The following is a 26,476-nucleotide window of genomic DNA, read 5'->3' as shown; positions in this document are numbered from 1 at the left end:
AACCCTGTTTCCCTGAACCGCTGCGGCCTTCCCCGATGTGTCACCAGATCGCCCGGAGAGTGCCCTACCGGACACGGAAGGGGCGCGCCGCACGGTGTGCGACGCGCCCCGCCGGGCCCCGTCGCGCAGAACGGGCCATGGGCCCGACTCGGCCCTGAGCGTCCGCGTCCCGAGCGCCGCAACACCGACGGCCAGGGCGATCGCCACGCCCCAGACCAGCGGGCCGACCACGACGGAGGGCAGCCAGAAGAAGGCGATCACCACCGCGAGGCCGGCGGCGACCCTGAACAGAAGCGTCCCGCGGGCCGAAGGACACGCGGACCGCACCCGGCCGGGGCCCCGCCCCGGCCGCGGCGCGGCCCCCTCAGCCGACGCGCACCGCGCCGGTGAAGACGCCGTCCCAGTACGCGGACAGGGAGACCTCCTCCAGCGGCTTGGCGGGGTTGGATCCGTGGATCATCATCCCGTTGCCGGAGTAGATCCCGACGTGGCTGGGCGCCGACTCGCTGTAGAAGAACAGCAGGTCGCCCGGCTGGACCTCGTCGCGCGGGATGCTCGTACCCGCGTTGACCTGGTCGTAGGTGGTGCGGGGCAGGCTCACGCCCGCCTGCGCCCACGCCGCCTGGGTCAGACCGGAGCAGTCGTAGCCGTCGGGTCCGGTGCCGCCCCACACGTAGGGCTTGCCGATCTGCGCGCGGGCGAAGTCCAGGACCGCCTGGACGTCCCCGGACACCGCGCCCGCGTCCCCGCCGGTGGTGGCGCCGCCGTCGGCGGCCGTGCCCGCGGTCGGGTCCACGCCGCCCAGGCTCTCCAGCACCGCGGCCTGTTCCTCCAGTGCGGCCTCGCCCTCCTCCTGGGCCGACTCGGCTTCGGCCAGGGACTCGGCCGCGCCCTCCTCGGAGGTCGCGGCCTGGTCGCGCAGCTCCTCCGCGCGCTCCACCTCCACCACGTAGTCGGCCAGGACCACCTCCTGCCCCTCCGAGAGGAAGTTGAGGTCGGCGACGTTCTGGAGCGCCGCGTCGGCGGAGCTGTCGAAGAGCACCGTGAAGAGGCTGTGCGTGGACTCGGTGTAGGCGACCTGGGCGATCCCGGCGACCTGTCCGGACATGGCGTCCAGGTCCTCCTGCGCCTCGGCCAGCCGTTCCTCGATGTCCTCCAGCTCGGTCTGGGCGGTGGAGTGGTCCTCCTCGGCCTGGTTGAAGGTCTCGTTCAGCGCGGAGAGCTCCTCCTGGAGCTCCTCGTAGCGCTGCTGCGCCTCCTCCTCGGTGGGTTCGGCCAGGGCCACCCCCGAGGACAGGGCGATCGCGCCGAGGGCGACGAAACCGACCGTCGCGACACGACGCCTTCCACGCGAACCGGGTTCGGGCTTGCGGGTCAAGGGATCGACTGCCTTTCTCCCACACCCGTCTACCAGCGCAGGACATCCCGAGGACACACCTGTGGCAGGTGCGTGGGGATGTGCGGTGGGGGGTCCCGGTACGCGGCGAGAGACAACCGCGGGAGGTGTGCCGGGCGTTCTGCGGTGGCCCCCGCTCCTGGGAAGAGGACTGCTGGCGAGCGGGGTGCGACGGAAATCGGACGCCGTCACCCTGATGGTGACCACATGGTGCGTTCCGACCTGAGGGAACACTAATCCACGGCCAGACCGGGGCGCGACCCTTTCGTTACCTCGCCTTGGGCAACCCTCTGACCTGCACGGCCATAACACCAGAGCCAAAAACCCGCCCGTTCCCACGAAGCGGGCACACAGCATCCCCGTTCGGAACACACCAAAACCCGGCCAAGAAGGCCAGGAAATGTGAGGTGTCTCACGAGAACCTCGGGAAGGGGGCGGGGTCCTCCCCCGCCCCCGACGAACATCACATGTGGCGCTGCCACCAGTCCAGGATCGCCTCGAAACGCGCGACCCGGTGGCTGGGCAGCCCCGACCTCGACAGCTCGTGGCCCTCACCCGGGAACAGCAGCATCTCCGTCTCGTGACCGCGCAGCTTGAGCGCCACGAACAGGCGCTGGGCCTGCTCCACCGGACACCGCCAGTCCTCCTCGGAGTGGATGATCAGGAACGGCACGTCGATCTGGTCCGCGTAGGTGAGCGGACTCTCCTTCGCCCACGTCTGCGGCGCGCCGTACAGCGGCCCCGGGAAGAGGGAACCGATGTCGGAGGAGCCGTGGAAGCTGTCGATCGCGTTGACCGCCCGCTCGCTGATCGCCGCCCGGAAGCGCCCGCCGTGGTGCGCCGTGATCCAGGTCGTCATGAATCCGCCGTGCGAACCGCCCATGACGCCCACCCGCGAGGAGTCCAGTCGCCCGTCCTCCAGGGCCGCGTCCAAGAACGCGAGCACGTCGGCGGCGCTCACCTCGCCCACCGAGCCGATGATCGCCCGGCCGTGCTCGTGCCCGTACCCCGAGGACCCGCGCGGGTTGCACATCACCACCGCGTACCCGGCGGCCGCGAGCACCTGGGTCTCGTCGAACAGCTGGTGCCCGTAGGGCGCGAACGGGCCGCCGTGGATCATCAGCACCACCGGGTGCGGCCCCTCCCCCTCCGGGACGGTCACCCACCCGTGCACCGGATACCCGTCGGGCGCGTGCGCCGTCAGCTCCGCCATCGGCAGCGGGTCCAGCTCCCGGGCGAACCCCGTGAGCCTCGTGACACCGTCCTCGGACACCAGCACCAGCTCACCGCTGGTGCGCCCGTCGGCGACCACGGCGACCGTCACCCCGCCCGCGCTGTCGAACGACTGGACCTGCACCTTGTCACCCAGGACGACCCGCGGCTCACCGCCTCCGAAGGGCACCAGCACCAGGTCCATCGCGCCCCGGTTCTCCGCCAGGCCCAACAGTCCGTCCGCCACCACCAGGAGGGGGCCCGCCATCCGCGGGTCCTGCCCCGGCGTCAGGCGCGTCGGCTCCGCCGAGGCGTCAGCCGGAACCGACCACACCCCGGTCGTCTGCCCCACGAAGTCGTCAAGGCCGGGGCCGATCTCGTCACCGCCGAAGAACACCGTCGAACCGTCCGCGGAGAACCGGCCTCCCCAGGCGTCCAGGTTGCCCGCCGTCACCCGGCGCACCTGCGCGCCCTCCTGCGGCGCGCACGCCCACACGTCCTGCACCAGGTCGGTGTCCCACGTCTCGTGCCGCGCGGCGGCGAACAGCAGCTCGGCGCCGTCGGGCCGCCAGGCCACGTCGGTGTGCTCGAAGTCGCCGCCGGTCACCTGGACCGGCTCGCCCGCCTCTCCGGAGGCGTCGACCGGCGCGGACACGAACACGTGCGAGCGCCGGTCGTTGGTGAACCCCAGGCCGTCCAGGCGGTACCTGACCCGGGTGATGCGCCGGGGCGGCTCCTTGCCGGGCTCGACGCCCACGTACCGGTTCGGCTCGGGGACCCTGGCCGTGTAGGCGACACGGGTGGAGTCGGGGCTCCAGCACGGCGTTCCGGCGCCCAGGGGGTGCGACGTGATCTTCCAGGGCTCGCCGCCGTCGGCGGGCAGCACGTGGATCTGGGCGTGTTTGTCCCCGTCCAGGCGCAGGAAGGCGATCCACCGCCCGTCGGGGGAGAACACCGGTCCGCTGTCCCCGGTGCCCCGGGTGAGCCGGGCGGGCGGCGCCGAACCGTCGGTGGGGACCGACCACAGGGAACCGAGGTAGGCGTCCTCCTCCAGGTCCGGGCGGGTGAGGGCGAAGACCGCGCGCCGGCCGTCCGGTGAGAGGGTCGGAACGCTGAGGCTGTGCAGGTGGACGATGTCAGCAGGTTTCATACACGGATGGCCGCCCCGGCGCGGGGACGCCGCGGCCGCCCCCTCCTTAATCCCTTTGCGGGGCGCCGTCGTCCGGAGCCGCCGCATGCCAGGTACGGCGCGACCACGTGGGCGCCACCGTTCGAACACGGGGTCCGCTCCGATCCGGAGACGACCCCAGAAGGACCCTATCGACGCCCATAGCCGCAAATCCAGGTGCTTCCCGCTGCGTGCCACGCGGGGCCCACGGTCACCCGCCGTGCCGTTCCGGGCGGGGTGAGGGGGCCTCACCCCGCCCTTCGCCCCTCCTCCTTGATCATCGCCAGCAGTCTCGCCAGCCCTTCCTCGAACTCCGCGGTCCAGTCCACGGGCAGATCCAGCACCTCTCCCAGTCGGTCGTGCGCCGGCAGTTCCCCGGGTTCCAGACGCTCACGGCGCTCCCGGGTTCCCAGGTTGCCCTCCCCGAAGCGGCCGCTCACCTCCGAGACCGCGAACCCCAGCACGAAGGTGCTGAACATCCGCTCCCAGGCGGCCACCCGCCCGCCCGGGACCCCCGCCTCCATCAGGGCTCCGTACAGGGGGTCCACCACGCGCATCGCCTCGGCCAGGACCACGGGCCTGCTCAGCAGCAGCGGGAACGTCCGGGGGTAGCGGTGGGCCACCGTTCTGGCACCCCGCGCGCTCTCGGCCAGCCGCTCCTGCCAGGGCGCCCCCGGGTCGGGGCGCGGCACCTCCCGCAGTACACGGCCCACCAGCCAGTCCAGGAGGTCGTCCTTGCTCGCGAAGTACCCGTACAGGGCCATCGGCGTCAACCCGACCTCGGCCCCGATCGCCCGCATCGACACGGCAGCGAGCCCCAGCGCGGCGGCCAGGCCGCAGCCGCCATGGTCCACAAACCCGCCCTCCTGCTGCTGGACGAGCCCACCGCAGGCGTGGACCCCGAAACCCGCCGGTCCCTCCTGAAGGTGGTCCGCGACCACGCCCGCACCGGAGCGACAGTCATCTACACCACCCACTACCTCCCCGAACTCACCGAACTGGGGGCCAGCATCGCCGTCGCCCGCCAGGGGCGGATCATCGCCCGGGGCGAAGCCGGCGAGCTGATCCACGGGCTGCCCGGAGAGGTCCGGCTCTCCTTCGACGACGAGGAGGCGCGCGTGCCCACCACCGACCCCACCACCACCCTGGCCCAGATGCTGGTCGAGGCCACCAAACCCGTCCGATCCGTGGACCTGCGCCAACCCACCCTCGACGACCTCTACCAGGCGGTGGCCCATGCGAACTGACCTCCCCCACCGCCTGCTCCTGCTGGTCGTCCAGCAGATGATCCTCATCGTCTTCGGAGCCCAGGTCGTGGACATGCCCGTCACCGGCTCCCCCGCGCTGATCCTGTTCGCGGTCTGCGTGTGGTCCGCCGCCCTGCTGGCCATCGGCGTGGCCCTGGCCGGCGTCGTGCGCAGCCACGGCGAACTCGCGGCCGTCTGCGACATCGGCGCCCTGACCGTGAGCGCCCTGGGCGGAGCCCTGGCCCCGATCGCGATGATGCCCGCCTGGGCGCAGACCATCGCGCCGATCTCCCCCGGCTACTGGGCGGTGGCCATGCTCAAGGCCGCGGTCGCGGGGGAGTCCGGCACCGTCGTGCAGGCGGCTCTCGTCCTCATGGCCGTCGCCGTCGTGGCGGGGGCGCTGGCCTGCCTCCGCATAAGCCGGGGCCTGAGCGAACCGCGGGGATAGGCCGACACCCCACGAGCGCCGAGGCGCAGCGAGGGGCGCCCGGTGGGCGCGGGCCGCACACCAGGACGACCCCGCACCCACCAACACGGACACCGCTCACGGAGACCGCACCACCGGTACCCCGCTCCGGCTCCGTGCCGCGCTGTCGGTCTCCAACCGGGTGCACACCCACCGCCCCTCCTCCCACCGCGCCCTGAACGCGAACACCCGGGACCGCCGCTCACAGCCGATCACCGCACTCGCCTCCACCCCCGCGGCGCCCGTCCCCCCGTCGTCCACCGCCTGGTGGAACACCCGGGACAGGCGGGGGGCCAGCCCACAGGGGATCGCCCCACGCAGACGGCGCAGCTCCTCGCGCACCGGGACCGCCAACTGATCCCGCAGCACCTCCGGCGCGCGGCGCCCGACCAGGACCTCCGCCAACCGCTGGGCCAGCAGGTGAACGTCGCCGGGCGTACGGTGCCCCGCGAGCAGCGGCGCTCCGCACCGCCCCACCGGTCCGCCGCGGAGCGGAGCACGGGCCGGGGTCCGCGCCGGACGCTCTCCCCCGGTCAAAGGTCGGCGCCCGGCCAAGGACCGCTCCGGCCCCGGGGCACGGCGAGGGCCTTCCTGCCGGCGGGCGGCCCCCGAGCGGACGGACGGGCCGCGGCGGCACTCCGGGAGCGGGCAGCGGTGACAAGGAGGGGAGTACGACATGAACGGGTCCCTTCGGAGAGGATGACGTCCGGCTTCACCCTCCACAGAGCGCTCCGCACACCGCCCGCGCCACCGGGCATTCCAGGTTTCCCGCCCTCTCAGCCGCGGAACTGCGGCGGGCGCGCCGCACCCCGCAGCAGGCATACTGCAAGACGTGACTCACGCGTACCTTTCCTCCCCCGTGCCCGTGGCCCTCGCCCACCGGGGCGGATGGCTCACCGACGACCAGGGCGTGCGCAGCACCGAACTGGAGAACACGGCGGTGGCCTTCCAGCACGCCGTCGACCTCGGCTACACCTACCTGGAGACGGACGTCCACGCCACCAGCGACGGCGTCCTCATGGCCTTCCACGACCGGACGCTGGACCGCACCACCGACAGCGGGGGCGCCATCGGCGAACTGCCCTTCAGCGAGGTCTCCCGCGCCCGCGTGGGCGGACGCGAACCCGTGCCGCTCCTGGAGGACCTGCTCGGTTCCTGGCCCACCGCGCGGTTCAACATCGACCTGAAGGCCGACGCCGCCGTCCTCCCCCTCCTCAGGGTCCTGCGCCGCACCGGCGCCTGGGACCGCGTGTGCGTGGGCTCCTTCGACCAGCGGCGCCTGGACCTGGCCCGGCGACTCCTCGACCGGCCCGTCGCCACCTCCTGCGGCCCCGTGGACGTGGTCCGGCTGCGCGTCGCCTCCCTGGCCCCGCTGCTGCGCCCCCTGGCGAGCCGCGCCCCCGTGTGCGCCCAGATCCCCCTGCGGCAGGGCTCCTTCCCCGTGCTCAGCCGGGACCTCATCCACACCGCCCACCGCCTGGGCATCCAGGTGCACGTGTGGACCGTCAACGAGCCCCACGTGATGGAGCGCCTGCTCGACGCGGGCGTGGACGGCATCGTCACCGACAACACCACCGCGCTCAAACAGCTCCTCGTCAGCCGGGGCCAGTGGACGGACAACACCAGAGGCACCACCAGAACCCTCCAGGACGGATAATCCCCCATGGGCAACCCCACGGAGGCGGCGGCCGACAACGCCCCCTCCAACGACCCGGCACAGCGCAGACGCGAGCAGCGCGGCTGGTACCTGTACGACTGGGCCAACTCGGTGTTCATCACCTCGGTGGTCACGGTCCTGATCGGCCCCTACCTGAGCAACCTGGCCTGCGCGTCGGCGGGGGCACCCGACGCCGCGTCCTGCCTGGACCCCTCGCTGACCATCGCCCCGCTCGGGCTGGACCTGCTCACCCTGCACCCGAACGCGCTCTACCCCGCGCTGACCACGGTCGCCATCCTGCTGCAGATCATCTGCCTGCCGGTCCTCGGCGCGATGGTCGACCAGTCCCGCCACAAGAAGCGGTGGCTGTTCTGGCTGGCCCTCACCGGGTCGCTGTGCACGGTCGGGCTGTACTTCGCCACCGACGGCTACCTGCTCGCGTCGCTGCTGTTCGTGCTGGCGAACCTGCTGTACGGCCTCTCGATCGTGGTGTACAACGCGTTCCTGCCCGAGATCTCCACCTCCGACGAGCGCGACCGCGTGTCGGTGACCGGGTGGGGCATCGGCTACCTGGGCGGTGCGATCCTGCTGGCCGTGCACCTGGGCCTGGTGGTCAGCGCCGACTCGCTGGGGATCGGTGCGGACGACGCCGCGCGGATCGCGTTCGCCTCCTGCGGTCTCTGGTGGGCGGGCTTCACCGTCCTGGCGATCAGGCCGCTGCGCAACCGGTTCGGGGCGCTGGCCGCGCGCGGGCGGGGCCGGCCCCGGGTCGGAGGTTCGATCCGCGAGTTCGGGCACACGCTCAAGGACATGCGCAGGTACCCGAACACGATCCTCTTCCTGCTGGCCTTCATCTTCTTCAACGACGGGGTGCAGGCGGCGATCCGCTACGCGGCGCCGTTCGCGACCCAGGACCTCGGGCTGCAGCAGGACATCCTCATCGTCACGATCCTCGTGATCCAGTTCGTGGCCTTCGGGGGCGCGTTCCTGACCGGATGGGTCGCCCGTTTCCTCGGCACGAAGAACACGGTCCTGGCCTCCCTCGTCGTGTGGGGCGCGCTGGTCGCGGCGGCGTACTTCCTGCCGGTGGGGAACGTGCCGCTGTTCCTGGCCATGGGGGTCGGCATCGGCCTGGTGCTGGGCGGCACGCAGTCGCTGGCGAGGTCGATGTACTCCCAGCTCATCCCGAAGGGCAAGGAGGCGGAGTACTTCAGCCTCTTCCAGATCTCGGACCGGGGGTCCACGTTCCTGGGATCGCTGACCGTGACGATCGCGGTGTCCCTGACCGGCGGGTACCGGGTGGCGATCCTGTCCCTCATCGCGTTCTTCCTCCTCGGCGGCGTCCTGCTGTGGCGGACGCGCATGCGGGAAGGGATCATCGCGGTCGGCAACGAGGTGCCGAAGAACCTGTGACCCTGCCCCTGTCGACGGGCCCCGGTTCCGAGCCGGGGCCCGTCGTGCTTTTTCGGAACGGCCACCTTTACGGCGTAGATTCATGCTGTCACCGGGCAGGGGTGACCACGCGCCCCGACCGCGGCGGAGTGCCGGGCGGGCGCCACCCCCGGCACTCCCCCACCCCGTACGACCCCGCGCCTACACTGCCGTCATGGCGAAATCCCTCTACCTCGTCGTCTCGGCCGCATCCGCCCCCGAGGGCGCGCCGGACCTCGTCCGGCGCCTCCAGGCGGACGGCTGGTCCGTCGTCTGCCTGTCCACTCCCCTGGGGCGCAGGTTCCACGACCCGGGCGAACTGGAACGGCTGACCGGGCAACCGGTCCGGGTGGAGTACCGGATGCCGGGGACCGGCAGGTCCCTTCCACCGCCCGACCTGGTGCTCGCCTGCCCGCTCACCTTCAACAGCACCAACAAGTTCGCGAACGGCCACGCCGACAACTTCGCGATCGGGCTGCTGTGCGAGATGGTCGGCTACGCGGTGCCCACCGTGGTGGCCCCCAGCTGCAAACCGCAGCTCGCCTCGCATCCTGCGTTCCGGCGCAGCCTCGACACCCTCGCGTCGATCCCCTCCGTCACCCTCGTGCACGGCACCGACGCACCCGGCGGCACAGGGCTTCCCAGCTGGGAGGAGCTCGTGCGCACGGTGGGCGCCCAGGCGGGCCCCTGACCGGAATCGGACACCGCGGCCGCGCCGCGAACGGGTACACCACGGGGATGAGCGAACTCGAATTCTCCAAGTCCAGCCACAGCTCCCGCTCGGAGAACTGTGTGGAGGTGGCGGACCTGCCCACCGGCACCGCCATCCGCGACTCCCGCAACCCCCACGAAGGCCACCTCGACGTCCCCCACCGGGAGTGGACGGCGTTCCTGGGCACGACGAGGCGCTGACCGCGACGGAGACGGCGGCGCCCGGCACCCGGCAGGCCCCGGAGGAGAGGCCGCCGCAGAAGCCTGGCGCACCCGGACGGGGTCCGGTCCGCCGCCGGGCACCGCGTCCCAGGCTGTCGGTGGGCACCTGGATACTGGGGCCGACAGGCAACGGGGAACGCGGGAGGTGCTGTGCGGGTCGTGCACGGCGTGTGGATCGGGGACGCGCTGGCCGTCTGGGGGGAGACCGGCGCACCTCCCCGCGGGGACGGCGGCGACGGGCCCCGGCCCCCGCGACCGCACCCGTTCGCCGCCTCACCCGCCGAACTGCGCGCCCTCCCGGGCACCGGGGCGGCCCGCCCCCTGGACCTCGAACTCACCCTCCCCGGCGACACCCGCGCCCCCTTGCCCTCCACGGCCTCCGACGGCGAACCGGCCGCCTTCCACCCCTGGAGCGTCCCCGCGCTCCGCCTGTCCCCTGCCGGGGCCGACGCCTTCCTGGCCGCCCTTCCCCCCGCGCTGGCCGGCCCGTCCCTCGCCCACCTGGCGGCCGTCCGGGACTTCGCCGAGCAGCTCGTCACCTCCGGCTGCGTCCTCCCCGACCTGGTCGGGAGCCCTCCCCGCGCGCGCTGGCGCCCCGCCCCCACGGACTGGGCCGAGGAGCACCTGTCCGCGCTCACCGCCGCGCTTCCCGCCTCCGCCCGCGCCCACATGCCCGGTGGGACCGCGGACCGCGCCGCACGCTCCTGCGTACTCGCCCCCCTCGAACTCCTCACCGACGCGGTCGCCCGCCGCCTGGCCGTCCGGCCCCGCCACCGCCCGCCCGGGGGCGACGACCGCGCCGTCGCGGACCGCGCCGAGGCCCCGGCCACCCCCGGGCAGCATCTCGCCGCCGCCCTCACCGGCCCGCACCCCGGCGTGGACCCCGATACCGCCGACCGCCTGCGCGGCCCCCTCCGGGACTGGCGCGCCCGGCTGCGCGGCGCGGGACGCGCCACCCTCCTCCTCGTCCTGCGCGAACCCGGGCCCGGCGACCCCTGGTCGGTCGAGTTCTGGGTCCGCTCGGTCTCCGACCCCGGGCTGCGCCTGCCCCTGGAACAGGTCTGGCTGGGCGAGGGCACCGCCCGGCTCCCCGCCGACGTGGGCACCACGGCCCTCTCCGACCTCGCCCGCGCCGCCCGCCACTACCCCCGCCTGCGGCGCGCCCTGCGCGACCTGGCCCCCGCCCGGCTGCTGCTCACCACCGAGGACGCCCAGGAGTTCGTCTCCGAGGCCGCGCCCCGGCTGACGGGCGCCGGGTTCGCGGTGGTCCTCCCCGAGTGGAGCGGTCGCCGCGCACTCGGCCTGCGCGTGACGGTGGAGGAGGCCGGGACCCAGCGGCGCCGGGGCAAGGGCGGCGTGAGCCCCTCCGACCTGGTCAACGTGTCCTTCGAGGCCCTCCTGCGCGGAACGGGGACCGACGCGGGCGCGGAGGCCGCCCCCCTGTCCGAGGACGAGCTGGCCGAACTCGCCGAACTGGCCCGTCTCAAGCGGTCCCTGGTGCGCGTGCGGGGTCGCTGGATGGAGATGGACCCCGACCGTGTCGCCGCCGCCCTGGACCTGGTCACCCGACGCGGCGGCCACCGCATGCGCACCGACGAGGCGCTGCGCACGGCCCTCGGTGTGGCGGGCACCGCCCCCCTGCCCGTGGGAGACGTGGTCGCCGAGGGCCCGCTGGGTGCCCTGCTGGACGGCGGGGCCAAGGCGGAGCCCCGCCCCATGGGGACCCCTGCGGGCTTCGAGGGGTCGCTGCGCCCCTACCAGGACCGGGGGTCGGCCTGGCTCCGCTTCCTCGGTGACCTCGGGCTGGGCGCGGTCCTCGCCGACGACATGGGCCTGGGCAAGACCGTGCAGCTGCTCGCCCTGCTCACCGACGAGCGCCTCCGCGACCCCGCGGCCGGCCCCACCCTGCTGGTGTGCCCGGTGTCGCTGGTGGGCAACTGGCGGCGCGAGGCGGAGCGGTTCGCGCCCGGCCTGCGGGTGCACGTCCACCACGGACCGGACCGGCCGACCGGCAACGCGCTGGCCCGCCTGGTGGGCGGCTGCGACCTGGTGGTGACCACCTACGGCGTGGTCACCCGTGACTCCGACGAGCTCTCCGGCATGCCCTGGCACCGGATCGTGTGCGACGAGGCCCAGGCGCTCAAGAACCACGGGACCCGCCAGGCCGCGGCGGTGCGCTCCCTGCCCTCGACCACGCGTATCGCGCTCACCGGCACACCGGTGGAGAACAACCTGGGCGAGCTGTGGTCGATCATGGACTTCGCCAACCCCGGCCTGCTGGGGACCGCGGCCGCGTTCGAACAGGCCGTCACCGGTGAGGACGGGCCCGACACCGGGCTGGTACGCCGGATGACCGGCCCGTTCGTGCTGCGCCGCCTCAAGACCGACCGGTCGATCATCGCCGACCTGCCCGAGAAGATGGAGATGCGCACCTGGTGCACCCTCACCCCGGAGCAGGCCTCGTTGTACAAGGCCGTGGTCGACGAGATGGCGGAGCGGATGGCGGAGGCCACCGAGAAGGAGCGCAAGGGCCTGGTCCTGGCGACCATGTCGCGGCTCAAGCAGATCTGCAACCACCCGGCCCAGTTCCTCGGGGACGGTTCGGCCCTGGCGGGCCGCTCGGGCAAGCTCGACCGGTTGGAGGCGATCCTGGGCGAGGCCGTGGCCGAGGGCGACAAAGCACTGTGCTTCACCCAGTACGCGCGGTTCGGTGACCGGCTGGAACCCTACCTGCGCTCCCGCCTGGGGGTCCCGGTGCTGTGGCTGCACGGCGGCACCTCGCGCGGCGCACGGGAGGAGATGACCCGGCGCTTCCAGACCATGGAGGGGCCGGCGGTGTTCCTGCTCTCGCTCAAGGCGGCCGGGACGGGACTGAACCTGACGGCGGCCAACCACGTCGTGCACGTGGACCGGTGGTGGAACCCGGCGGTCGAGAACCAGGCCACCGACCGCGCGTTCCGCATCGGGCAGCGGCGGGACGTCCAGGTCCGCAAGCTGGTGTGCGTGGGTACGGTCGAGGAGCGGGTGGACGAGATGATCGAACGCAAGAGCGCGCTCGCCGACAGCGCGGTCGCCACCGGGGAGCAGTGGCTGGCATCGCTGTCGGTGGAGGACCTGCGGGAGGTCGTGCGGCTGGCTCCGGAGGCGGTGGCCGGATGAGCACGTGGTCGGGCCTTCTCACCGAGTACCTGGAGGTGACCGCCGGGGCGCCCGGCGCGGGTGCCGCGGTGGAGCGGCTGTCGGTGCGCCCCGGGGAGGTGGCGGCGCGGGTCCGGGGCGCCGGTGGCCGCGGGGGCGTGCACGAGGTGAGCCTGATCCGACCGGTGCCGCCCGAGGCCGAGTGGGAGCGCGTGTGCGCCGCGCTGGCCTCCCAGCCCGTGTTCCGGGCCCGGATCCTGGCGGAGGAGCTGCCCGTGGCGGTCGACCGCGTGTTCGCCCTGCTGGGGTGGGACCTGGTGCCACGGAGCTGGGACGCGCTGGTGGCCACGTGCTCGTGTGAGCGGTGGGAGTCCAGGTGCGTCCACCTGGACGCCGCCGTGGCGGCCCTGGGCGTGGAGGCCGACCGGGACCCGTTCGCGCTGACCCGGTGGCTCGGCTGTGAGCGGCGTGCCCTGGTGGCCCGGGTCAGGTCGCTTTCCCCCACCGCCATAAAAGGACTTTCGGCGACAGAGGAGACATTTTACGAGAACAGCGCGGAAGCGTCGTACGACGGTGCCGACCGGGACACCTCCCCGTCCTCGCACCCGTTCCCCCAGCCCTCACCGGACGCCGCCGGTGACTCGGCGGCCGTGTTCTGGTCCGCGCCCGCGATCCCGCCCCCGCCGGTCCCGCCGAGCGGTGCGGGTGAGCGCGTCAGGGCCTCCGCCCCCGGGCTCGTGGCCGACGAACTGCCCGGGTTCGGCCGCCCCGGAACATGAGCGTTCGACCGCCGATACACACTTTCCTCTTTCCTTCGGAAAACGCCGGTAAGCACGACGAATCGCGGTTACTATTCGCCTGAAGATCGCTGCGCGGATCTCCCGCCGAAAGGCGGGCCCTCGCCCCCAGAGGCGGGAATTCGCGCACAGACCGGCGATCGGCGCGCTCACGCGGGAAGAACGGGGGAGGTGACCGATGGCGGCCCAGATCCACGCCGGGCCGACGGCCCGTCCCGGAGCACCGGCGGCTCCGCGCCCGGAACCCCCGCCACGGGGACCCTTCACCGCCGTCTCGGACCGCGCGAGCGGGCCGACGGGTACGCGTACACGACGAAGAAGGAGGCAGGGGCCCCCTCTACCCGGTCCGCGGGCCGGGTACAGCCCCACACATCTGATGGCAGAGCGCTTCCCCCCGGACATCGACATGGAAACCCCCAGCATCGCGCGCATGTACGACTACCTGCTGGGCGGCAAGGACAACTTCGAGGCGGACCGGAAGGCCTGCGAAGTACTCGCGAAGGGCACGCCCGAACTCGTCTCCTTCGCGAACGACAACCGCGCCTACCTCTCCCGGGCCGTCGAGTACGTGGCCGCCCAGGGCGTGGAGCAGTTCCTGGACCTGGGAGCGGGGCTCCCCACCGCCAACAACACCCACCACGCGGCGCAGCGCGCCAACCCCGGCGCCCGGGTGGTCTACGTCGACCACGACCCCATCGTGCTCGCGCACGGCCGGGCGCTGATCAACGACAGCGCGGAGACGGCTTTCCTGCTGGCGGACATCCGGGACACCGACCGGATCCTCCATGCGCCCGAGACGCAGCGGCTGATCGACACCGACCTGCCCGTGTGCGTGATGCTGGTGTCCCTGCTGCACTGCCTACCGGACCATGACGACCCGTTCGGCATGGTGCACAGGCTGGTGGACCGGCTCGCGCCGGGGTCCTGCGTCATCTTCTCCCACATCGTCTCCGACGACCCGGCCTCGGCAGCGTGGCTGACCGACAAGATCCACTCCTTCGGCACCCCGTGGGGCCGGGTTCGCAGCCCCGAGGAGGCCTCCGTCGTCTTCCAGGGCCTCGAACTGGCCAGCCCGTGGAACGACGGGCGCGACGATGGCGGGCCCCGCGCCGTGGACTGCGCCTCCTGGCGCCACCCCGACGTGGGTCCCCGGTCGCGCCCGGACGACCCCGCGGTGAAGCTGTGGGAGCTGGCCGGGGTCGCCTTCAAGCGCTGACCGGGGCCGCTCCACCGGACGGCGCACACGTCCCCGCGCCCCACGGCGCGGGGACGTGTGCGCTCAGGCGTCCTCGGCGAAGACCTTCTGGGCGACGGCGAACGCCTTGTTCGCGGCGGGAACGCCGCAGTAGACGGCCGCCTGGAGGAACACCTCGCCGATCTCGTCGGGGGTCAGTCCGTTGCGCAGCGCGGCGCGCACGTGCATGGCCACCTCGTCCCAGTGGCCGTGGGCGACCAGGGCGGTGAGCACCATGCAGCTGCGGGTGCGCCGGTCCAGCCCCGGACGGGTCCAGACCTCCCCCCACGCGTAGCGGGTGATCAGGTCCTGGAACGGCTCGGTGAACCCGGTCGTGCGCGCCTGGGCCCGGTCCACGTGCGCGTCGCCCAGCACGCCGCGGCGCACCCGCATCCCCGACGCGTAGCGGTCGGCGGAGGCGAAGTGCTGGGTGAGGAGCGTGTTCACCTTGGCGGCCTGCTGCCAGGACAGCAGGTGCGCGGCGTCGTCCAGCACCACCAGGCGGGCGTGCTGGACGCGCCCGGCGATGAGTTCGGCATGGCCCGCCGGCGGGGTGGAGGGGTCGTCGGCGCCCGCCAGGACCAGGGTCGGGGCGGTGACGCGGTGGAGGTCGTCGCGCAGGTCGTAGGTCTCGATCGCCTGGCAGCACCCCGCGTACCCCTCGGGGTCGGTGGCGGCGATCTGGCCGCGCAGCCGGGCGACGTCGTGGGGGTTGTCCCGGGTGAAGCCGGGGGTGAACCAGCGTTCCACGACGGAGTCGGCCACCGCGGCGGTGCCCTGGTCGCGCACCAGGGCGGCCCTGTCCCGCCAGTTCCCGGCCGGGCCCATGAACGGGGAGGTGGCCAGCAGTGCGAGGTGGTCGATCCGTTCGGGATGGTGGACCGCCAGCCACTGGCCGACCATGCCTCCGATGGACAGGCCCGCGTAGTGGGCGCGGCCGATGCCCAGCCGGTCCATCAGGGCGACGACGTCGCCTCCCAGGTCGGCCATCGAGTAGGGGCCGGCGGGGACGGGTGAGAGTCCGTGTCCGCGGTGGTCGAAGCGGATCACCCTGAAGACGGTGGACAGCGCCTCGACCTGTGGTTCCCACATGTGCGCCGTGGCACCGAGGGACCCCCCGAGCAGCAGCGGCGGCGCGTCGGCGGGGCCGCTCTCGACGTGGTGCAGGTCAACGCTCATGGGTCCGCTCTCCGTTGTTCGTGTGTTCGGTGTCGGGCTCCGTCCCCGTCGCCGGCCGCCCGGGGGCGGTGGCCGCTCCGGCGCCCCCGCCCGTCCGGGCCCCGGTGACCCGGTCGGCGAACACCGTCGCCGCGCCCAGGTAACCGGAGGGGTCCAGCAGCGCGAGGATCCTGTCCCGGGTGCGGACTCCGTCGAGGCGCGCGGTGAGGACGTCGGCCAGGTCGCGTCCGGAGGACACCGACTCCCGGCAGGCGTCGGCGACCAGGCGGTGGGCGTCCATACGTCCGAGTTCGGGTGCGAGGTCGGTGGTGACGCGCTCGGACAGGGCCAGTCCCCCGGTGGCGTCGAGGTTGGCGCGCATCCGCTCGGGGACGACCCTCAGCCGGGAGGCGCTGGTACGCAGCCAGGCCACGGCACCGCCGGTGCGGCGGAGCAGGTCGGTGAGGGGCAGCCACTCCGCGTGCCAGCTGCCGGCCGCGCGCTGGTGTTCCTGGACCTGGGCGGCGAACAGGTTCGCGACGAGCCCCGGTGCCTGGCGGGCGCAGGCCAGCGCGCTGACGGCCGCGACGGGGTTGCGCTTGTGCGGCAGGGTCGAGGATCCGCCGACCCCGGGACCGCCGTCCTCGACCAGTTCGCCGACCTCGGTCTGGGTGAGCAGGACGACGTCCTGGGCGGCGGTGCCCGCGGCGCCGCAGATCCGGCCCAGGGCTGCGGCGAGTTCGGCGATCCGGCCGCGCTCGGTGTGCCAGGGCAGGACGGGCTCGGCCAGGTCCAGGCGCGCGGCCAGTGCCGCGGTGACGGCGGGGCCGTCCCGGCCCAGGGAGGCCAGGGTGCCAACGGCGCCGCCGAGCTGCACGGCCAGGCGGTGGGCGAGCACGTGTTCGAGCTGGTCGGCTGCCTCGGCCAGCCCGTTGGCCCATCCGGCGGCGACGGCCCCGAAGGTCGTGGGCAGGGCCTGCTGGAGCAGGGTGCGGCCCGGCATGGGCGTGGCGCGGTGCGTCCCGGCGAGGTCGCGGAACTCGTCGGCGAGCCCCCGCAGGTCGGTGAGGATGACCTCGCCCGCGCGCCGGGCGACCAGCATGGCGGCGGTGTCCATGACGTCCTGGCTGGTGGCGCCGCGGTGCACGTGGCGGGCGGCGTCGGGGTCGACGGCGCGGACGTGCCCCGTGAGCTCCTTGACCAGGGGGATCACCGGGTTGCCGCCGCCCGCGGCGGCCCGCCCGAGCCCGGCCGGGTCGTAGCGGTCCGCGGTGCAGGCGGCGGCGATGCCCTCCGCCCGGGCCCGCGCGAGGCCCCCGGTGTCGGCGAGGGCGTGCGCGAGGGCCGCCTCCACGTCGAGGAGCGCCTGGAGCCAGGCGGTGTCGTCGGTGGCCCCCGCCACGGAGCCGTGGTTGAGGACACCGTCGAACAGGCCGGTCATGGAGGTTCCTTGCTAGATGTCGAAGAAGACGGTCTCCCCGTCGCCCTGGATGCGGATGTCGAAACGGTATCCGTCCGACGCCGCCTCCGCGACGAGGGTGGCGCGGGCGCCGGGTTCGTCGATGCTGTTCAGCACCGGGTCGGCGGCGTTGGCGGCCTCCTCCTCCGGAAAGTACAGGCGGGTGACGACCCGGTGCAGCATGCCGCGCGCGAACAGGGACACGTCGATGTGGGGTGCCTGGTCGCCGTGGGGGCCGGGGACGGTCCCGGGTTTGAGGGTGAGGATGCCGTAGCGGCCGTCGGGTCCGGTGGGGCAGCGGCCGAAGGCGCGCAACCCCGGGTAGGCGCGTGCCCCGCGCGGGTCGTCGGGGTGGTCGAAGCGTCCGTCGGGGTCGGCCTGCCAGGTCTCCACGAGGGCGTCGGTGACGGGTAGGCCGGTCCCGTCGTAGACGGTGCCCCGGATCCACACCGCGCCCGGGGTGCCCTCGGCGACGGCGAGGGGGCCGTCGGGCCAGGGCAGGCCGATGTGGAGGTAGGGGCCGACCGTCTGCGCCGGCGTGGTGGGGTGGGTGCTCACTCGTCGTCCTCCAGGATCTCCTCGTCGGACTCGAACGGGGTCTGTTCGCGTCCGCGCAGCACGATGTCCCAGCGGTAGGCCAGGGCCCACTCGGGTTCGGTGGCGTCGTAGTCGAACCGGGCGAGCATGCGCTCGCGGGCCCGGGGGTCGGGAACCGAGTTCCACATGGGGTCCTGGAAGAACAGCGGGTCGTCGGGGAAGTACATCTGGGTGACGAGACGCTGGGTGAAGGCCCGTCCGAAGAGGGAGAAGTGGATGTGGGCGGGCCGCCAGGCGTTGCGGTGGTTCTTCCAGGGGTAGGCGCCGGGCCGCACGGTGACGAACCGGTAGTGGCCGTCGGCGTCGGTCATGGCGCGGCCGACCCCGGTGAAGTGGGGGTCGAGCGGGGCGGGCCAGTTGTCGCTGGTGTGGCGGTAGCGGCCCCCGGCGTTGGCCTGCCAGATCTCCACGAGGGTGTGGGGCACGGCCGCGCCGTCGCTGTCGCGCACCTGCCCGTGCACGATGATGCGCTGGCCCTGGGGCTCCTCGTCGTGCTGGCGGGTGAGGTCGTGGTCGAGCGCGCCGACGCGGTCCTCGCCCAGGACGGGTGCGGTGATCTCGGTGAGGGTGTGCGGGAGCAGGGTGAGCGGGCGCAGGGGGTGGCGCAGCGCGGTGCTCCGGTAACCCGGGTAGTCCAGCGGAGGGTGGGTGTCGTGGTCCCGGACGTAGCCGGGGACGGACAGCCCGGACGGCGTGCGGGCCGCGTCGGGTGTGGTGGACATGGCGGTCGTTCCTTCGTTCGTGCGGCACCGGCTCCCTGCGGTCCGCGGTGTGCGGTGGGTGGTCCCTGCGGCCGGTGTCCGCCACCTCCCCGGTGCGGGGCACGTACCGGGGAGGTGGCGCGGTGGGGTCCTACTCGGCGTGCAGGACGACGGCGAGGCCCTGGCCGACTCCGATGCACAGTGCGGCCAGGCCCCAGCCCCCGCCGCGTCGGCGCAGTTCGTGGGCGAGGGAGCCGAGGATACGCGCACCGGAGGCACCGAGCGGGTGGCCGATGGCGATGGCCCCGCCGTGGCGGTTGACGATGTCGGGGTCCAGCCCCTTCCAGCTGCGGACGCAGGCCAGGGACTGGGCGGCGAAGGCCTCGTTGAGTTCGACGGCGGTCAGGTCCGACCAGCCGATCCCCGCGCGTTCGAGGGCGATCTCGGCGGCGCGGACGGGGCCGATGCCGAACACGTCGGGGTCGACCCCGGCGGCTCCGCGTCCGGCGATACGGGCGAGGGGTTCCAGGCCCGCGGCGTCGGCGGCGGCGCGGTCGCCGAGGAGCAGTGCGGCGGCTCCGTCGTTGAGGGGTGAGGCGTTTCCGGCGGTGATGGTGCCCTCGGGCCGGAAGGCGGGCTTGAGGCCGGCGAGCTTGTCGGGTGAGCTCTCGCGGATGCTCTCGTCGCGGTCCAGGTGCGCGCCCTCGACCTGGACGATCTCGTCGTCGAAGACCCCGTCGGCCCAGGCCCTGGCGGCCCTGGCATGGCTGTCCAGGGCGAAGGCGTCCTGGTCGGCCCGTGTGACGCCGTGCCGTGCGGCCAGTCCTTCGGTGGCCTCGCCGAGGGAGACGGTCCACCTGCCGGGCATGCGCGGGTTGACCATGCGCCAGCCCAGGGTGGTGGAGTGCAGGGTGGCGTCGGTGGCGGGGTGGCCCTTGGCGGGTTTGGGCAGCACCCAGGGGGCGCGGCTCATGGACTCCACTCCCCCGGCCACGACCAGGGAGGCGTCCCCGGTCTGGATGGCGCGGGAGGCCTGGACGGCGGCCTCCATCCCCGATCCGCACAGGCGGTTGACCGTGACGCCGGGCACGGAGGTGGGCAGCCCGGCCAGGAGGGCGGCCATGCGGGCGACGTTGCGGTTCTCCTCTCCCGCGCCGTTGGCGTTGCCGAGGACGACCTCGTCGACGGCGGCGGGGTCGAGGCCGGGCGCGCGTCGCACGAGCGCGTCGACGACGTGGGCCGCGAGGTCGTCGGGGCGTACGCCGGAGAGAGCGCCGCCGTACTTGCCGAAGGGTGTGCGGACGGCGTCGAGGACGTGGACGTCGGTCACCGTGGGCCTCCTGGGGGTGGTGCGGCCGGGGAGGGCCCGGCTGCGGACGAACTGGAACCTAACACTGTTAGGTAACTGTAGGGCGGCGTCTGCTCCTCCCCTCAGGCGGCCCCGGTCAGGGAACGCACCACGGACAGCTCCGCATCGGTGGGCGCGGGGGTCACCGCGAGGTCCCCGGCCACGCGCAGGTCCCACCCCGTCGCCTCCCGGACCGCGTCCACCTCCACCCCGGGGTGCACCCCGGTCAGGACGAGCTCCCGTGTGAGGGGGTCGGGCTCCAGGACGCCGAGGTCGGTGATCACCCGCACCGGCCCGGCGCCGCGCAGGCCCAGCCGTTCGCGGTCGCCCGGCCCGGAGCCGTGGCCGACCGAGGTGACGAAGTCGACCTTCTCCACGAAGGCGCGCCGGCTGTGCCGCATGATGACGACCACCTCGCGGCAGGAGGCGGCGATCTCGGGCGCGCCGCCCGCACCGGGCAGGCGGACCTTCGGGGCGGCGTAGTCGCCGATGACGGTGGTGTTGATGTTGGCGTACCGGTCGAGCTGGGCGGCGCCGAGGAAACCGACGTCGATCCGCCCGGCCTGGAGCCAGTAGTTGAAGACCTCCGGAACCGAGACCACCGTGTCGGCGGTGTCGGCGAGGATCCCGTCGCCGATGGACAGCGGCAGGTGGCCGGGGACCGTGCCCAGGGTCCCGGACTCGTAGATCATCCACAGGCCCGGGGCGTGGGTGCGGCGGGCCACGTTGGCGGCGGTGCTGGGCAGCCCGATCCCGACGAAGCACGACATCCCGTCGCGCAGCGAACGCGAGGCGGTGACGGTCATGATCTCGTCGGACGTCCAGGTCACGGTGGTCACAGGCCCCTCCCGGCGGGCTCGGGGGTGGTCGGGTCGGCCGGGGCGGGGTGCGCCGGGGCCGCGGTGAGTTCCGCCAGCCAGGCGCCGAAGGCCTCCCGGTCGCGGCCGATCGCGTCCCAGGCCCGGTAGGCCTCGTTGTCGCGTTCGTAGTAGCCGTGGGCGTAGGAGGGCGCGGCACCGCCGGGGGTGACGCTGACGCGGTCGACGACCCGCGCGGGGAGGATGACCTGGCCCGGGACGGGGTCGAGGTCGTCGACGACCTCCTCCACGGTGGCCAGGACCCGCTCGGCGGCCAGTGCGGCCTCCTTCTGGATACCGGTGATGCCCCACAGCTGCACGTTGCCGTCGCGGTCGGCGCGCTGGGCGTGCACGACGGTGACGTCGGGGTTGAGCGCGGGGACGGCGGCGAGTTCCTGCCCGCTGAAGGGGCAGGTGACGGTCCTGATGTTGGGGTTGTTCTCGACCAGGTCGGTGCCGGCGTAGCCGCGCAGGATGGCGAAGGGCAGGCCGGAGGCTCCCGCGACGTAGCGGTTGGCCATGCCGGCGTGGCTGTGCTCCTCGATCTCCAGGGGGACGGGCCAGGCGCGGGTGACGGCGTCGCGGAAGCGGTGCAGCGATCCCACCCCGGGGTTGCCGCCCCAGGAGAAGACGAGCTTGCTCGCGCAACCGGCGCCGATGAGCTGGTCGTAGACGATGTCGGGGGTCATCCGGACGAGGGTCAGGTCGCGCCGGCCCTGGCGGATGATCTCGTGCCCCGCCGCCACGGGGATGAGATGGGTGAACCCTTCCAGGGCGACGGTGTCGCCGTCGTGGACGAGTTCGCGTACCGCCTCGTCCAGGGGCACGATCATGGAGAGCCTCCCGTTCGTATAGCGAATAGATGTTCTCACAGCGAACATCTTGGAGCAAACCGTAGCGCCGATCCCGGACAGGGTCAAGACGTCCACGCGGGTGACCACCTCTGTTCGGTATGAGAACATCACCGGGGACTCCGATCCCGAGGTCCCCACCCGAACCAGGAAGACGACATGTCCAACGAAGAAGAACCGGCCCGCGGCGCCCACTTCGTGCAGTCCCTGGAACGCGGCCTGACCGTCATCCGCGCCTTCTCCGCGAAGCGGCCGTCGATGACCCTGAGCGAGGTCGCGCGTGAGACCGACCTGACCCGTGCCGCCGCCCGCCGCTTCCTGCTCACCCTGGCCGACCTGGGGTACGTGCGCACCGACGGAAGGCTGTTCTCCCTCACCCCCCGCGTCCTCGACCTCGGCTACGCCTACGTCGCCTCGGCCGGGCTTCCGGACGTGGCCCAGCCACACCTGGAGGACCTGTCGTCCCGGGTGCACGAGTCCGCCTCGGTGTCGGTGCTGGAGGGCGACGACGTGCTGTACGTGGCGCGTGTGGCGACCTCCCGAATCATGGCGGTCGCCATCACCGTGGGCACGCGCTTCCCCTCCTCGGCCACCTCCATGGGCCGGGTGCTCCTGGCCGGGCGCGAGGACCGCGAACTGGACGCCTACCTGGACCGGGTCGAGCTCAGGCCCCTGACCCGGTTCACCATCACCGACCCGGGCGAGCTGCGCGCCGAACTGCGGCGGGTACGCGAGCAGGGGTACTCGATCGTGGACCAGGAACTGGAGGAGGGGCTGCGTTCACTGGCCGCCCCCGTCCGCGACGCGCAGGGGCGGGTGATCGCGGCCGCGAACGTGTCCGCGCACGCCAACCGCTCCTCGATCGACGACGTGCGCCGCGACCTGCTGCCCGCCCTGCTGGAGACGACCTCCCGCATCGAGACCGACCTGGCCTCGGTCTCGCGCCGCGACACCAGCCGTTGAGGGCGCTCCGCGCCGCAGCCGCACGGGGGGCCGGTGCGGAGCGCGGGGCCGCACCCGGTGTCGGCGCCGGGATGCCCCCGGTCACGGCCGCACCGGGCACCGGGGCCCTACAGCGCCCCTTCGCGCTCGCCGGCGCGGGCGCGGTGGCGGCGGACGGCGTCCCGGTTCCCGCAGGACGGTGAACAGTACCGCTGGCGCCCGTTGCGGGAGAAGTCGGCGTAGACGCGGGTGCAGCCCCGGGCCGCGCACCGCCCGAGACGGTCCATGCCCCGGCCGGTCAGGTGCAGGGCGGTGCCGACCGAGATCAGTGCGGCCACCTGGCGGTGGGCGGGCAGCGTGTCGGGCCTGTAGTGCAGGTGCCATCCGGTGCCCGCGTGGTCGGTCAGGCGCGGGGCGGCGGAGAACTCGATGAGCAGCGCGTTCAGCCGCGCGGCGCGGGTCGGCCGGTCGGGGCTGTCGATCACCGGCACCCACAGGTCCAGGAACTCCCGGACGGCCTCGACGTCGTCCTCGCCGACCGCCTGCTCCAGGAGGAAGCCCGCTTCGGCGCAGCGCCGCTCCAGGTCCTCCACGCCCGCCGGCGGACGGTTGACCAGGTCCACCGCGAGTGTCAGCGGCTCCTGGCCGTAAGGGTTGAGATGCATAATGCCATTACATCAGACTGGGGCCATGGTTACACGGCACGAACACCTCTGGTCCACGGACTCCGAGCACCCCACCAGCGAGGGCGTCGTCAGCTACCAGCGCTGCGGGTGCGGCGAGCACCGGGTGACACTGACCCCGGCCGCCCGCCTCGTCGAGGCGCACCTGGCCTCCGCCGGCGAGCGGCCCGCCGACTGACGGAGCGCTCACCGGCGGCGGCCCGGAGCGGCCCTCGGCGCGGAACACGGCACCGGGGCCGCCGAGGGCCCACGGGCCCGAGGCGGGCGGCGGCCCCCGCCACCGTGGCACCTTGCGGCGGTCTCCGCCTCCTGAGATCCTTCCCGCGACACCGCCGGTGCGCGTTTCCCCGCACGTGGGACCCGTACCCCGGCAGGTGGTCGACGCCAGTACGCAACCGCGGCCCCAGCGCCGCCCGGAGGGACACCGTGACCGACGTACACGCCACACCAGACATCGCCGAGCGGTCGGGGACCTTCGCCATCGGCGGCGACCTCCCGGTCCACCGACTGGGGTTCGGGGCGATGCGGATCGTCGGCGAAGGGGTGTGGGGGCCGCCCCGCGACCGCGACGAGGCGCTGGCGGTCCTGCGGCGCGCGATCGAGCTCGGCGTCACCTTCATCGACACGGCCGACTCCTACGGCCCCCAGATCAGTGAGCAGCTGATCGCGGACGCCCTGCGCCCCTACCCCGACGACCTGGTCATCGGCACCAAGGCGGGGTTCGCGCGCACCGGCCCCGGGCAGTGGCACAAGCTCGGTCGGCCCGAATACCTCAAGCAGCAGGTGGAGATGAGCCTGCGCAACCTGGGCCTGGAGCGGATCGACCTGCTCCAGCTCCACCGGATCGACCCCGGGGTACCGCTCGCCGATCAGCTCGGGGCGCTGGTCGAGCTGCGCGAGGAGGGCAAGATCCGGCATATCGGGCTGAGCGAGGTGACGGTCGACGAGTTGTCGGCGGCCCGCGCGATCACCCCGGTGGCGTCGGTGCAGAACCAGTACGCGCCGTCCTTCCGCCAGTCCGAGGACGTTCTGGAGCAGTGCGAGAAGGACGGGATCGCGTTCCTGCCGTGGGCTCCGGTGGCGCGGGGGGAGATGGCGGGCGCGGACTCGCCGCTGGCCGCGGCCGCCTCCGAACACGGGGTCACCCCGGTCCAGCTGTCCCTGGCCTGGCTGCTGCACCGTTCGCCGGTGATGCTGCCGATCCCGGGCACGTCGCGGGTGGCGCACCTGGAGGAGAACACGGCGGCCGCGGCGGTGCGGCTGTCGCAGGAGGAGACTGAGCGGATCAACCAGTACCTGGGCGTCTGAGCCCGAGCCCGCACACCGTGCCGTGCCGTCCCGGGGCGGCACGGTGCCCGCGCCCGGGCCCTGCGGGACGGCCCGCCCAGGGCGGGGTCCCCCGGCACGGCGCAGGAGCCGCCGGTGCGGCCCGCCCGCAGCCCGGTCCCGCTCATGCGCCCGGGCGGACGTAGACCCCGGCGCGGGCCGCGGCGACGGCGGCGCGGGCGCAGCGCTCGGCCGCGGCCTCGTCCAGCGGGTGGCCGCTGGCGAGCAGCCGGTAGTACAGGGGCGCGGAGACCGCCCGGACCACCTCGTGGGCGTCGGTGCCCTCCGGGACCTCGCCGCGTTCGACGGCCTGTTCGACGCACGGCGCCCACTCGCGCACGCGGACCTCGTAGAAGCGGTGGAGGGCGCGGGCGGTGCGCTCGTCGCAGGTGGCCGCGGCGATCACGGCCTTGAACAGGGCCCCTTGGCGTGCGTCGGCCAGGGTGTCGCGCACCAGCCTGGCGTTGGCGGTCAGGTCCTCCAGCAGCGAACCCGTCTCCACACGCGGCAGGGACTGCTCCGCCATGTCCTCCAGCAGTTCGGCGACCAGCACGGGGACGGTGCCCCAGCGCCGGTAGACGGTGGTCTTGCCGACCTCGGCCCGGCGCGCCACGTCGGCGAGGTCGAGCCCGTCGATCCCGCCCTCGGCCAGGGCGTCTCCTGCCGCGGCCAGGACGGCGGCGCGCACCCGCGCCGTCCGCCCGCCGGGCCGGAGGCTGCCCGGCTCCCCACTCGACCCCATAAGGGAACTCCAGTTCCATTAGTAATGCTTCCGTGCTAGCGTACATCCCACATTAACGGAACAATAGACCCATTAACAGGGAGACCTCCATGTTGTACCGCCCTCTCGGAGCCAGCGGGCTCCTCGTGCCCGAGCTCAGCCTCGGCACGGGCACCTTCGCCGGCAGCGGGCCCCTCTTCGGCGAGTGGGGCACCAACGGTGTCGAACAGGCCCGGCGCATGGTCGACATCAGCCTCGACGCGGGGGTGACCCTCTTCGACAGCGCCGACGTGTACTCCGACGGCGCCGCGGAGCAGGTCCTCGGCCAGGCCCTCAAGGGGCGCCGGGACCGGGCCCTGATCTCCACGAAGGTCGGCCTGCCCATGGGCGAGGGACCCGACGACGCCGGCACCTCCCGGAGCCGGCTGCTGCGCACCACCGAGGACGCGCTGCGCCGTCTGGACACCGACCACGTCGACCTGCTCCAGCTGCACGCCTTCGACGCCACCACCCCGGTCGAGGAGACGCTCTTCGCCCTCGACTCCCTGGTCCGCGACGGCAAGGTCCGCTACGTCGGGGTGTCCAACTTCGCCGGCTGGCAGCTGATGCGCTCACTGGCCGCCGCTGAGCGGCTGCACCTGCCCCGGTACGTCGCCCACCAGGTCTACTACTCCCTCGTGGGACGCGACTACGAGTGGGACCTGATGCCGCTCGGCCTGGACCAGGGCGTGGGCGCGATGGTGTGGAGCCCCCTGGGCTGGGGCCGGCTCACCGGGAGGCTGCGCCGGGACCGCCCCCTGCCCGAGCGCAGCCGACTGCACCGCACCGCCGCGCTGGGGCCGCCCGTGGACGAGGCACTCCTCTTCGACGTGGTCGACGTGCTTCTGGAGCTCGCGCAGGAGACGGGACGCACGGTGGCGCAGGTCGCCATCAACTGGCTGCTCCGGCGCCCCACCGTGGCGACGGTGATCATCGGAGCGCGCGACGAGGCCCAGCTGGTCGAGAACCTGGGCGCGGTCGGGTGGGAGCTGACGGCCGGGCAGGTGGCGCGGCTGGATGCGGTGAGCCACCGGGAGGCGCCCTACCCTCACTTCCCGTACCAGCGCCAGGAGGGGTTCGCCCGGCTCAACCCGCCGCTGTTCGCCCGCGCGTGA

26 protein-coding genes are annotated in these 26,476 nt (G+C 73.5%); 13 read left to right on the top strand and 13 right to left on the bottom strand.

Annotated features, from left to right (window positions below; all coding sequences use genetic code 11):
* Positions 1-364: 364 nt before the first annotated feature.
* The 3 genes from ACFWTE_RS02255 to ACFWTE_RS02245 all read right to left on the bottom strand — a co-directional run bounded on the left by ACFWTE_RS02255 (position 365) and on the right by ACFWTE_RS02245 (position 4,630).
* Positions 365-1,378: an NlpC/P60 family protein gene (locus ACFWTE_RS02255; protein ID WP_378777108.1), complete on the bottom strand. Its 1,014-nt coding sequence runs from the start codon at positions 1,376-1,378 to the stop codon at positions 365-367.
* 481 nt (positions 1,379-1,859) lie between these two features.
* Entirely contained in the window at positions 1,860-3,758 is a 1,899-nt protein-coding gene (locus ACFWTE_RS02250) for a S9 family peptidase (protein WP_378777106.1), read from the bottom strand.
* Between the two features lie 266 nt (positions 3,759-4,024).
* A complete protein-coding gene (locus ACFWTE_RS02245; protein ID WP_378777104.1) occupies positions 4,025-4,630 on the bottom strand; it encodes a TetR/AcrR family transcriptional regulator in 606 nt (201 codons plus the stop codon).
* Between ACFWTE_RS02245 and ACFWTE_RS02240 the strand changes: the two genes are divergently transcribed.
* On the top strand, positions 4,622-5,023 hold the full coding sequence (locus ACFWTE_RS02240) for an AAA family ATPase (RefSeq protein ID WP_378777102.1): 402 nt from the start codon (positions 4,622-4,624) through the stop codon (positions 5,021-5,023). The two genes, ACFWTE_RS02245 and ACFWTE_RS02240, sit on opposite strands and share 9 nt — an antisense overlap.
* The gene (locus ACFWTE_RS02235) at positions 5,013-5,471 is read left to right on the top strand and encodes an ABC transporter permease (RefSeq protein WP_378777100.1); all 459 of its coding nucleotides are present in this window, start codon (positions 5,013-5,015) and stop codon (positions 5,469-5,471) included. The genes ACFWTE_RS02240 and ACFWTE_RS02235 overlap by 11 nt, the downstream gene beginning before the upstream one ends.
* A 96-nt stretch (positions 5,472-5,567) precedes the next feature.
* Here the strand turns inward: ACFWTE_RS02235 and ACFWTE_RS02230 are convergent, their stop codons facing one another.
* Complete coding sequence (locus ACFWTE_RS02230; RefSeq protein ID WP_378777098.1) at positions 5,568-6,026, bottom strand: Rv3235 family protein; 459 nt, start codon at positions 6,024-6,026, stop codon at positions 5,568-5,570.
* A gap of 295 nt (positions 6,027-6,321) precedes the next feature.
* On the opposite strand from ACFWTE_RS02230, the gene ACFWTE_RS02225 reads away from it, so the two are divergent.
* The 7 genes from ACFWTE_RS02225 to ACFWTE_RS02195 all read left to right on the top strand — a co-directional run bounded on the left by ACFWTE_RS02225 (position 6,322) and on the right by ACFWTE_RS02195 (position 14,661).
* Positions 6,322-7,146 carry a glycerophosphodiester phosphodiesterase family protein gene (locus ACFWTE_RS02225; RefSeq protein WP_378777096.1) on the top strand — a complete coding sequence of 275 codons (825 nt, stop codon included), beginning with the start codon at positions 6,322-6,324 and terminating at the stop codon, positions 7,144-7,146.
* A gap of 6 nt (positions 7,147-7,152) precedes the next feature.
* Positions 7,153-8,559 (top strand): MFS transporter, encoded by a 1,407-nt coding sequence (locus ACFWTE_RS02220; RefSeq protein ID WP_378777094.1) that lies wholly within the window; start codon positions 7,153-7,155, stop codon positions 8,557-8,559.
* A gap of 193 nt (positions 8,560-8,752) precedes the next feature.
* Entirely contained in the window at positions 8,753-9,268 is a 516-nt protein-coding gene (locus tag ACFWTE_RS02215) for a flavoprotein (RefSeq protein WP_378777092.1), read from the top strand.
* A 47-nt stretch (positions 9,269-9,315) separates the two neighbouring features.
* The gene (locus tag ACFWTE_RS02210) at positions 9,316-9,489 is read left to right on the top strand and encodes a DUF397 domain-containing protein (protein ID WP_378777090.1); all 174 of its coding nucleotides are present in this window, start codon (positions 9,316-9,318) and stop codon (positions 9,487-9,489) included.
* Positions 9,490-9,660: 171 nt separating this feature from the next.
* Positions 9,661-12,669, top strand: a complete 3,009-nt coding sequence (locus ACFWTE_RS02205; protein ID WP_378777088.1) for an SNF2-related protein — start codon at positions 9,661-9,663, stop codon at positions 12,667-12,669.
* The gene (locus ACFWTE_RS02200; RefSeq protein WP_378777086.1) at positions 12,666-13,427 is read left to right on the top strand and encodes a hypothetical protein; all 762 of its coding nucleotides are present in this window, start codon (positions 12,666-12,668) and stop codon (positions 13,425-13,427) included. Before ACFWTE_RS02205 ends, ACFWTE_RS02200 begins: the two co-directional genes overlap by 4 nt.
* Before the next feature lie 394 nt (positions 13,428-13,821).
* The gene (locus ACFWTE_RS02195; RefSeq protein WP_378777084.1) at positions 13,822-14,661 is read left to right on the top strand and encodes an SAM-dependent methyltransferase; all 840 of its coding nucleotides are present in this window, start codon (positions 13,822-13,824) and stop codon (positions 14,659-14,661) included.
* A gap of 63 nt (positions 14,662-14,724) precedes the next feature.
* Here ACFWTE_RS02195 and pcaD read toward each other — a convergent pair whose 3' ends face one another.
* The 7 genes from pcaD to ACFWTE_RS02160 all read right to left on the bottom strand — a co-directional run bounded on the left by pcaD (position 14,725) and on the right by ACFWTE_RS02160 (position 21,632).
* Positions 14,725-15,858 (bottom strand): 3-oxoadipate enol-lactonase, encoded by a 1,134-nt coding sequence (gene pcaD, locus ACFWTE_RS02190; RefSeq protein WP_378777082.1) that lies wholly within the window; start codon positions 15,856-15,858, stop codon positions 14,725-14,727.
* Positions 15,848-17,278, bottom strand: coding sequence for a 3-carboxy-cis,cis-muconate cycloisomerase (gene pcaB / locus ACFWTE_RS02185; protein ID WP_378777080.1), 1,431 nt, complete (start codon positions 17,276-17,278; stop codon positions 15,848-15,850). The genes pcaD and pcaB overlap by 11 nt, the downstream gene beginning before the upstream one ends.
* Positions 17,279-17,290: 12 nt before the next feature.
* Positions 17,291-17,854, bottom strand: a complete 564-nt coding sequence (gene pcaG / locus ACFWTE_RS02180) for a protocatechuate 3,4-dioxygenase subunit alpha (protein WP_378777077.1) — start codon at positions 17,852-17,854, stop codon at positions 17,291-17,293.
* The gene (gene pcaH, locus ACFWTE_RS02175; RefSeq protein WP_378777075.1) at positions 17,851-18,615 is read right to left on the bottom strand and encodes a protocatechuate 3,4-dioxygenase subunit beta; all 765 of its coding nucleotides are present in this window, start codon (positions 18,613-18,615) and stop codon (positions 17,851-17,853) included. The genes pcaG and pcaH overlap by 4 nt, the downstream gene beginning before the upstream one ends.
* 130 nt (positions 18,616-18,745) lie before the next feature.
* The gene (locus tag ACFWTE_RS02170; RefSeq protein WP_378777073.1) at positions 18,746-19,924 is read right to left on the bottom strand and encodes a thiolase family protein; all 1,179 of its coding nucleotides are present in this window, start codon (positions 19,922-19,924) and stop codon (positions 18,746-18,748) included.
* Between the two features lie 101 nt (positions 19,925-20,025).
* Complete coding sequence (locus ACFWTE_RS02165; RefSeq protein ID WP_378777072.1) at positions 20,026-20,781, bottom strand: CoA-transferase subunit beta; 756 nt, start codon at positions 20,779-20,781, stop codon at positions 20,026-20,028.
* Entirely contained in the window at positions 20,778-21,632 is an 855-nt protein-coding gene (locus ACFWTE_RS02160) for a CoA transferase subunit A (RefSeq protein WP_378777070.1), read from the bottom strand. The genes ACFWTE_RS02165 and ACFWTE_RS02160 overlap by 4 nt, the downstream gene beginning before the upstream one ends.
* 177 nt (positions 21,633-21,809) lie before the next feature.
* Here ACFWTE_RS02160 and ACFWTE_RS02155 point away from each other — a divergent pair, with 177 nt between their 5' ends.
* On the top strand, positions 21,810-22,613 hold the full coding sequence (locus tag ACFWTE_RS02155) for an IclR family transcriptional regulator C-terminal domain-containing protein (RefSeq protein ID WP_378777068.1): 804 nt from the start codon (positions 21,810-21,812) through the stop codon (positions 22,611-22,613).
* 107 nt (positions 22,614-22,720) lie between these two features.
* Here ACFWTE_RS02155 and ACFWTE_RS02150 read toward each other — a convergent pair whose 3' ends face one another.
* On the bottom strand, positions 22,721-23,257 hold the full coding sequence (locus ACFWTE_RS02150) for a CGNR zinc finger domain-containing protein (RefSeq protein ID WP_378777066.1): 537 nt from the start codon (positions 23,255-23,257) through the stop codon (positions 22,721-22,723).
* Positions 23,258-23,282: 25 nt separating this feature from the next.
* Here ACFWTE_RS02150 and ACFWTE_RS02145 point away from each other — a divergent pair, with 25 nt between their 5' ends.
* A complete protein-coding gene (locus ACFWTE_RS02145; protein WP_378777064.1) occupies positions 23,283-23,453 on the top strand; it encodes a hypothetical protein in 171 nt (56 codons plus the stop codon).
* Between the two features lie 248 nt (positions 23,454-23,701).
* Positions 23,702-24,583 (top strand): aldo/keto reductase, encoded by an 882-nt coding sequence (locus ACFWTE_RS02140; protein ID WP_378777062.1) that lies wholly within the window; start codon positions 23,702-23,704, stop codon positions 24,581-24,583.
* A gap of 142 nt (positions 24,584-24,725) precedes the next feature.
* On the opposite strand, the gene ACFWTE_RS02135 is transcribed toward ACFWTE_RS02140, so the two are convergent.
* Entirely contained in the window at positions 24,726-25,343 is a 618-nt protein-coding gene (locus ACFWTE_RS02135) for a TetR-like C-terminal domain-containing protein (protein WP_378777060.1), read from the bottom strand.
* An 89-nt stretch (positions 25,344-25,432) separates the two neighbouring features.
* Here ACFWTE_RS02135 and ACFWTE_RS02130 point away from each other — a divergent pair, with 89 nt between their 5' ends.
* Complete coding sequence (locus tag ACFWTE_RS02130; protein ID WP_378777058.1) at positions 25,433-26,476, top strand: aldo/keto reductase; 1,044 nt, start codon at positions 25,433-25,435, stop codon at positions 26,474-26,476.

It is taken from the genome of Nocardiopsis sp. NPDC058631 (genome assembly GCF_042716955.1).
In the GTDB taxonomy this organism is placed as follows: Bacteria; Actinomycetota; Actinomycetes; order Streptosporangiales; family Streptosporangiaceae; genus Nocardiopsis.
Note: the sequence above shows the minus strand (reverse complement) of the source record. Positions and strands in the feature narration are given on the sequence as shown.